This window comes from Aestuarium sp., from assembly GCF_023253315.1.
Lineage (GTDB): Bacteria > Pseudomonadota > Alphaproteobacteria > Rhodobacterales > Rhodobacteraceae > Marivivens > Marivivens donghaensis.
On the sequence record NZ_JALRGW010000016.1, the window covers coordinates 55,752 to 63,219 of the forward strand.

Annotated in this window: 7 protein-coding genes; 5 read left to right on the forward strand and 2 right to left on the reverse strand. The window is 55.9% G+C overall.

Annotated features, from left to right (window positions below; translation table 11 throughout):
• Window positions 1–7: 7 nt before the first annotated feature.
• From AC1QQ2_RS09625 to pssA, 3 genes are all read left to right on the forward strand, one after another.
• On the forward strand, window positions 8–2,125 hold the full coding sequence (locus tag AC1QQ2_RS09625) for a DEAD/DEAH box helicase (RefSeq protein ID WP_479712963.1): 2,118 nt from the start codon (window positions 8–10) through the stop codon (window positions 2,123–2,125).
• Window positions 2,126–2,237: 112 nt separating this feature from the next.
• Complete coding sequence (locus AC1QQ2_RS09630) at window positions 2,238–2,918, forward strand: phosphatidylserine decarboxylase (protein ID WP_105234060.1); 681 nt, start codon at window positions 2,238–2,240, stop codon at window positions 2,916–2,918.
• A gap of 8 nt (window positions 2,919–2,926) precedes the next feature.
• Window positions 2,927–3,688, forward strand: a complete 762-nt coding sequence (gene pssA / locus AC1QQ2_RS09635) for a CDP-diacylglycerol--serine O-phosphatidyltransferase (RefSeq protein WP_479712964.1) — start codon at window positions 2,927–2,929, stop codon at window positions 3,686–3,688.
• Window positions 3,689–3,784: 96 nt separating this feature from the next.
• Here pssA and AC1QQ2_RS09640 read toward each other — a convergent pair whose 3' ends face one another.
• The gene (locus tag AC1QQ2_RS09640; RefSeq protein ID WP_067547991.1) at window positions 3,785–4,402 is read right to left on the reverse strand and encodes a 50S ribosomal protein L25/general stress protein Ctc; all 618 of its coding nucleotides are present in this window, start codon (window positions 4,400–4,402) and stop codon (window positions 3,785–3,787) included.
• A gap of 189 nt (window positions 4,403–4,591) precedes the next feature.
• Here AC1QQ2_RS09640 and AC1QQ2_RS09645 point away from each other — a divergent pair, with 189 nt between their 5' ends.
• Together AC1QQ2_RS09645 and ychF are read left to right on the forward strand one after the other, a co-directional pair.
• Complete coding sequence (locus tag AC1QQ2_RS09645; RefSeq protein WP_479712965.1) at window positions 4,592–5,362, forward strand: ZIP family metal transporter; 771 nt, start codon at window positions 4,592–4,594, stop codon at window positions 5,360–5,362.
• A gap of 193 nt (window positions 5,363–5,555) precedes the next feature.
• Window positions 5,556–6,653, forward strand: coding sequence for a redox-regulated ATPase YchF (gene ychF, locus AC1QQ2_RS09650; protein ID WP_067547979.1), 1,098 nt, complete (start codon window positions 5,556–5,558; stop codon window positions 6,651–6,653).
• Here the strand turns inward: ychF and AC1QQ2_RS09655 are convergent.
• Entirely contained in the window at window positions 6,643–7,323 is a 681-nt protein-coding gene (locus AC1QQ2_RS09655) for a DUF4130 domain-containing protein (RefSeq protein ID WP_479712966.1), read from the reverse strand. The two genes, ychF and AC1QQ2_RS09655, sit on opposite strands and share 11 nt — an antisense overlap.
• Window positions 7,324–7,468: the final 145 nt, after the last annotated feature.

Consider the following 7,468-nt stretch of genomic DNA (forward strand, 5'->3'; position numbering starts at 1 on the left):
CTCCCTGATGATCCCGACTATTTCCGCCGCGCTATCCGAGCGTGGGTATACAACGCTGACCGATGTTCAGGAGGCTGTGCTAAATCCCGAATATGAGGGGAAAGACCTTCTGGTTTCCGCTCGTACTGGTTCTGGCAAAACAGTTGGCTTTGGCCTCGCTATCGCATCCGACCTTTTGGACGATGACGGCTCTGCTGGTCGCGCTGGCCTCCCTGTCGCGCTGATCGTTGCGCCGACCCGCGAACTTGCATTCCAAGTCAGCCGCGAGCTTGAATGGCTCTACGCGAAAACGGGTGCCGTGATTGCCTCCGCTGTTGGTGGTATGGACCCTCGCAACGAACGTCGTGCTCTCGAACGTGGTGCGCACATCGTCGTCGGTACACCAGGCCGTATTCGCGACCACATCCAACGCAACGCGCTTGACCTCACGATGGCACGCGCTGTTGTCTTGGACGAAGCGGACGAAATGCTCGACCTCGGATTCCGTGAGGACCTCGAGTTCATTTTGGCCGAAGCGCCCGAAGATCGCCGCACGCTGATGTTCTCCGCAACCGTTCCGCCACTGATCGCGAAACTGGCGAAAGACTTCCAAAAGGACGCGCTGCGCGTAGAAGTTTCGGCAAAAGAACAGCAGCACTCTGACATTTCGTATCAGGTTCTAAATTGTGCACCGCATGACGCTGAACACGCGATCATCAACGCGCTTTTGTTCCATGACCCCGATAACACCATCATCTTTGCGAACACCCGCGCAGCCGTGGCCCGTCTGACGGCCCGCCTGTCGAACCGTGGTTTCCAAGTTGTATCGCTCTCGGGCGAACTAACCCAAACCGAAAGGACACACGCGCTTCAAGCGATGCGCGACGGTCGTGCAAAGATCTGCGTTGCGACAGACGTTGCTGCACGTGGTATCGACCTTCCGGGACTTGAGTTGGTTATCCACGCTGAAACGCCGACCAACACCGAAACCCTTTTGCACCGCTCTGGCCGTACCGGTCGCGCTGGACGCAAGGGTATTTCCGCGCTGATCGCCACACCGCGTGATCGTATGAAAATCACCCGTTTGCTCAAATGGGCGAAGCTGGAAGCAGAATGGACAGAGCCGCCTAGCGCCGAGGCTGTTCAAACACGTGAAGAAGAGCGTCTGATCAACCACCCTGCATGGTCCGAAGCCATCAACGAGGATCAGGCTGCGTTCGCCAGCAAACTGCTTGAAAAATACAGCGCTGAACAAGTCGCTGCTGCCTATCTGCGCCTCTATCAAGAACGTCGCTGCCCGCCTGAAGAACTGGGTGGCGTGTCTGTTGATCGCGAGAAGAAGAAACAAGAATTTGGGCCGTCGGTTTGGTTCAAGCTCTCGATCGGCCGCAACGAACGTGCGGAACCGCGCTGGCTGTTGCCGATGCTGTGCAAACAGTCTGGTCTGAACAAGAATGCGATTGGCCGTATCCGCATCAACGATGCGGACACCTACGTCGAAGTTCAGGAAGAAGCTGGCAAGGCGATGGTTGCGCGCGAAGGTGCGAACCTCGAGTTGGAACAGGGCATTTCGCTGGTCGTCATGGACCAAGCACCAGAAATGGACGCGCGTAAACCGCGCGGCCCACGTCCAGACCGTCCTGAGCGTCCTCCCCATCGTGGAGGTCCGTCGGACCGTCCTCGTCGCGAAGAACGTGGTGAGCGTGGTGAGCGTGGTGAGCGTGGTGAGCGTGGTGAGCGTGGTGAGCGTGGTGAGCGTTCGCCTCGTCCAGAACGTTTCGAACGTCCAGAGCGCAAGGACAAACCCGCAAAGTTTGAGCGCCCCGCGCGTTTTGACAAACCCGATACTAAACCGCGCAAAGTAGAAGCCAAATCCGACGGCGAAACTGGCTCTGAACCGCGCATCAAAACGCGCTGGAAGAAAGAAGACATGAAGCGCCGCGACGATGGCCGCGTTGATCGACCGTCTTTTGCTAAGCCGCGTGCTCGCGCTGGCGACGACTCAGCAAAGAAGCCCGCAGGAAAACGCACATTTGGTGACAAACCAGCTGGTAAGAAATTCGGTGGCAAGCCTTCTGGCGACCGCAAGTCGTCGTTCAAGGGCGGCAATCCCAAAGGTGGTTTTAAGAAGAACCCAAAGAACTAAGAAAATAGGCCTCTCTTTTCGTGATCATATGTCTACGATCACCTCAAGAGAGGTTTTCTTGACGCGACCACACGGCTAAAGAGACCCAACTCATTCGAAAAATGGTGCTCTGATGTCTGTCTCGATGCTGTCGACCTTTGTAAAACCCATGCACCCCGAAGGGCGCAAGTTTGTAGCAATCGCTGCAGCGATTACGGTCCTGTTGTTCCTTCTGTGGGAGCCGCTCGGCTGGATTGGCGTCGGCCTGACGGTTTGGGTCTATTACTTCTTTCGCGACCCCGTACGCGTCACGCCTGACCGCAAGGGCATTATGGTTTCTCCAGCGGACGGCGTTGTGTCGCTGCTGGAACCTGCTGTTCCACCTGCAGAGCTAGGCCTTGGCGACGAAGCCATGACCCGCATTTCCGTGTTCATGTCGGTGTTTAACTGTCACGTGAACCGCGCACCTGCTGCTGGCACAATCACCGCGGTTGCTTACCGTCCCGGTAAATTCCTCAACGCCTCCCTCGACAAAGCGTCCGAGGACAACGAGCGTAACGGCATCACCATCGAGCTTCCCGATGGTCGGAAATTCGGCACCGTTCAGATCGCGGGCCTCGTCGCGCGTCGCATTCTGTGCTGGTCCAAAGAAGGCCAAGAGATCGGCATTGGTGAACGTTTTGGTCTCATCCGTTTCGGGTCTCGTCTGGATATCTATCTTCCTGAGGGCGCAAAGCCGATGGTATCGATAGGCCAGACAATGATCGCTGGCGAAACTGTTATTGCAGATTTGGGCGAAGCGCCCCAAGCCTAAGGCACCTCATGAGCGAGCACGAAAACAATCGGGACACCAAGGGCCGCGTTCCTTTCGTCCAAATGGTCCCCAATATGGTGACCCTGACAGGAATGTGCTTGGGTCTCACGTCCATCCGCTTTGCCGTCGACGAACGTTTCATGCTCGCCACGTTCCTGATCATGCTCGCTGCTGTCATGGATGGCCTTGATGGCCTCATGGCGCGTCGGCTCAACTCTACGTCCGAATTGGGCGGCGAACTCGATTCGCTCTCAGATTTTGTGTGCTTTGGCGTCGCACCGTCGATCCTGATTTACCAGTTTTTCCTGAGCTCGCTTGGCGGCCTCGGCTGGATTTTCGCGCTAGTTTACGCTGGAGCGGCCTGCCTTCGTCTTGCTCGCTTCAACGTAATGAAGGACAAGCCAAAGACGGACGACGGTGAAACGCCCCATTTTGTAGGTGTCCCGTCACCGGGTGGCGCGATGCTCGCGCTGATGCCTGCATTCCTTGTATTCGGCGGTTACTTCGACACCCACTCGATTCCCATGATCATAGCAATTTGGCTCGGATTTGTTGGCGTACTTATGATCTCAACACTGAAGACGCTATCGCTCAAGGCCGTCCGAGTTCCACGCAGCCTCTCTCGGGTCGTGCTCGTGCTTACTCTGCTCGTCGTCGGTCTCGTGTTCTTCCGTCCTTGGCTGCTGCTCGTGTCCGTGAACGTGATCTACATCTTCATCTTGCTTGTTAGCATTGTGAAGGCGCGCGGTAACCTGTTCGCTCAGGCCTGAAGCCTGCCGCGGATCAAACCCAATATTTTCCTCAGCAACAAAAGAAAACGGGGCCCGTCGGACCCCGTTTCCCTAATTCTGATGTGAAGAAGAGAATTACTCTTCTGCACCCTCTTCGTCTTCGTCAACGCCAGCCGAACGCAGACCCGACGGAGCCGAGATGTTCGCAATAACGAAGTCACGGTCGATGGTCGGCGAAACGCCTTCCGGCAGAGTTACGTCAGAGATGTGGATCACATCGCCGATTTCGCGGCCGGTCAGGTCAACAACGATCTGCTCAGGAATGTCGCCAGCGATAACGCTCAGCTCGACTTCCGGACGAACAACGGTCAGAACGCCGCCTTTTTTGATGCCCGGTGCAGCTTTGTGGTTTTCGAACTCAACGTGCACGAACAGGTTCACACGGCTGGTGCGCTTCAGGCGCATAAAGTCGATGTGAGTCGGTAGGTCTTTTACAACATCGCGCTGAACGCCACGGCAGATCACACGTACATCTTCCTGACCTTCAACTTTGAGGTTGAACAGGGTGGACATGAAACGGCCCTGCTTCAGTTTCTGAAGCAGTTTGTTGTAGTTGAAGTTCAGCGGAAGCGGATCTTGTCCACCACCGTAAACGATACCCGGAACGAGCCCATCACGGCGAGCTTGACGAGCGGCCCCCTTGCCTGTCCCCGTACGTTCCGTGGCGATAAGATCAGGAATCTCACGTGCCATCTTGATAATCTCCATAAGATGAGGGGCCGCCCTCCAAGGGTGTGCGACCCGATGAAGCCGCGCTCATACACGCGAATCCCCTTTTTGGAAAGGCGAAAATCGCTCCTTGGTAAAGAGAAAACACCTTGGATTATCTTGCTATTTAAAATGATTCTAAATTTAATGCGCGTAAATTCTGGGAGCGCATTTATGGAAACCATTCTCAACGGCACACTTGGCGGTCTGGTCGCAGGAATTGCTACGGCACTGGGCGCTGTTCCGGTATTAATTGGGAAGACACTGAGCCAACGCGCCAGCGATACGCTTTTAGGTTTCGCAGCAGGCGTGATGCTCTCGGCATCCTACTTCTCCCTGATCCTGCCAGGGATTGATATTGCGACAGAGCAATACGGCTCTACCTTGATCGCCTCCCTCATCGCTGGCCTTGGGATCGCCCTCGGCGCTGCATTTGTCGCTTGGCTGAACTCGTCGTTGCCCCATGAACATTTCATCACTGGCCAAGAAGGCGCCGACACTGCTGCGATGGGACGCATCTGGCTCTTCGTCATTGCGATAACCATCCACAACTTCCCCGAAGGCATGTCGATCGGCGTAGCCTTTGGTGACGGCACCACCAGCGGTATATCGGTTATGACAGGTATCTCGCTCCAAGACATGCCTGAAGGCCTTGCTGTTGCCGTTGCGCTCATCGGGCGCGGCTATTCGAGGTGTAAGTCTTTCCTCGTTGCTGCCCTGACCGGCATGGTCGAACCCATTGGTGCACTGATTGGCGCTAGCGCAGTTTCCGTCACCCACGAAATCCTACCGCTAGGACTGACATTCTCTGCAGGGGCAATGCTGTACATCATTAGCCACGAAATCCTCCCTGAAACGCACCGCAACGGGCATCAGAACCGTGCTACCACTGGTCTTCTCTTCGGTCTGATCTTGATGATGATCCTAGACGTTACTCTTGGATAAAGAGACAGGCACTGTGACCGCACCGCCTTTATGCGCCCACGTCACGCCGCACTGCCCTCGCGTGCAAGCAAAATGCGCCATACTGCATTTGTGCCTCAAATATCCTGGGGGTCTGGGGGCAATGCCCCCAGCGACGCTTGCGTCGAAGCGCCTTGCAGCCTAGAAGCCATTCGAGCAATTTCAGGAGGGTCCGATGGGATTCAAGATGGGTATCGTGGGTCTACCGAACGTCGGCAAATCGACCCTGTTTAACGCGCTGACGAAAACGGCAGCGGCACAGGCTGCAAACTTCCCCTTCTGCACCATCGAACCGAACGTCGGCGAAGTGGCCGTCCCCGATCAGCGCCTTGATGCTCTGGCCGAAATCGCTGGCTCCAAACAGATCATCCCGACGCGTATGACATTTGTAGACATCGCTGGCCTCGTCAAAGGCGCATCCAAAGGCGAAGGTCTTGGCAACCAATTCCTTGCCAACATCCGCGAATGTGATGCTATCGCCCACGTTCTACGCTGCTTTGAAGATGATGACATCACGCACGTTGAAGGCCGCGTGGACCCTGTCGCCGACGCAGAGACCATCGAGATGGAATTGATGCTCGCGGACCTAGAGTCGATCGAGCGTCGCCTACAGAACATCGTCCGCAAGGTTCGCGGTGGTGACAAAGAGGCTGTTGAACAGGAACGGCTCCTGAAACTCGCGAAGGATGCAATCGAAGCAGGCAAACCAGCCCGCACCGTCGAGATTTCGGAAGACGACCAGAAGCAGTGGAAGATGTTGCAACTGTTGTCGACCAAACCTGTCCTTTATGTTTGCAACGTCGAAGAAACCTCTGCTGGCGCAGGCAATAGCCAATCGGCTCGCGTTGCTGAAATGGCAGCGGCTCAGGGCAACAGCCACGTTGTCATTTCCGCTCGCATCGAGGAAGAGATCAGCCAACTCGACGACGAAGAACAGGAAATGTTCCTCTCCGAACTGGGCCTCACCGAGGCAGGCCTCGATCGTCTCATCCGCGCTGGCTATGAACTGCTGCACCTGCAGACTTACTTTACCGTTGGCCCGAAAGAAGCCCGCGCATGGACCATCAAAGAAGGCACGGGCGCTCCTGCTGCTGCTGGCGTGATCCACGGCGACTTTGAACGTGGCTTCATCCGCGCTGAAACCATCGCGTTCAATGACTACATCCAGTTCAAGGGTGAAACTGGCGCTAAAGAAGCTGGTAAAATGCGTGCGGAAGGCAAAGCATACATCGTCCAAGACGGCGACGTGATGCACTTCCTCTTCAATACGTAAGATTGGCCGAAAAATCCGTTCTATCTTTTGAGGGCGTGGGGCAAACCTGCGCCCTCAACCATTCATACCAGTCAGAATGCATCGTATCGCGCAGCAACTCTGGCCGCTCAGGCGCCTGCGCTAGTGAGACATTGCCCTGCGTGCAGCGAACCATCCGCTGGGGCGTATAGATAACCCAATCAAATTCGGAAAACTGGCGCTGATACTTTGGCAGCGCCAATTCCAAAGGATCATGCGGCACATCGCACCACCCAGCAAAAATACGCCGCCCAGCCTGTCGTCCCACCTCATGCAAACGAAGATCGCGGCCCAATTTTCGATGCGCTCTCAATACGTCATTTTCCAGTTCGAGAAGCCGCAGGACGTCCGTGTCGCTACGATCTCCGACCAGCGACGGCTGGAGGCGCAGCCGCCACGCCAAACGATATAGCAGGTCAAACCTTGCTGGATCCGAATGCCACACGGCGGTTTCAGTCAAAATGACAAAGCGTTCGGGCACTCGAGCCTTGTAACGCTCATCCGGCAAGGTCGGCACCACCTCCGTCGCCCCAACCGTCCACTCCACAAATTCAGGCGCGATACGCGCCGACAGCAAGCGCCGCGCAATCCGACGCCATGCTATGGCCGTTCCAGAAAATGGGAGGGTGATCGAATACATGGCGGCAGACATTTTTGTTCATGATATGTTCTTTTAAGCTACACGCAAGATGTCTTAACCATTTCGGCCGCGAAAACTTTCTGCCAGAGGTGCCTTGTTTTCCTTCAAAGCCATCGCTAAACGGGTCGACGGAGACGTGGCCGAGTGGTCGAAGGCG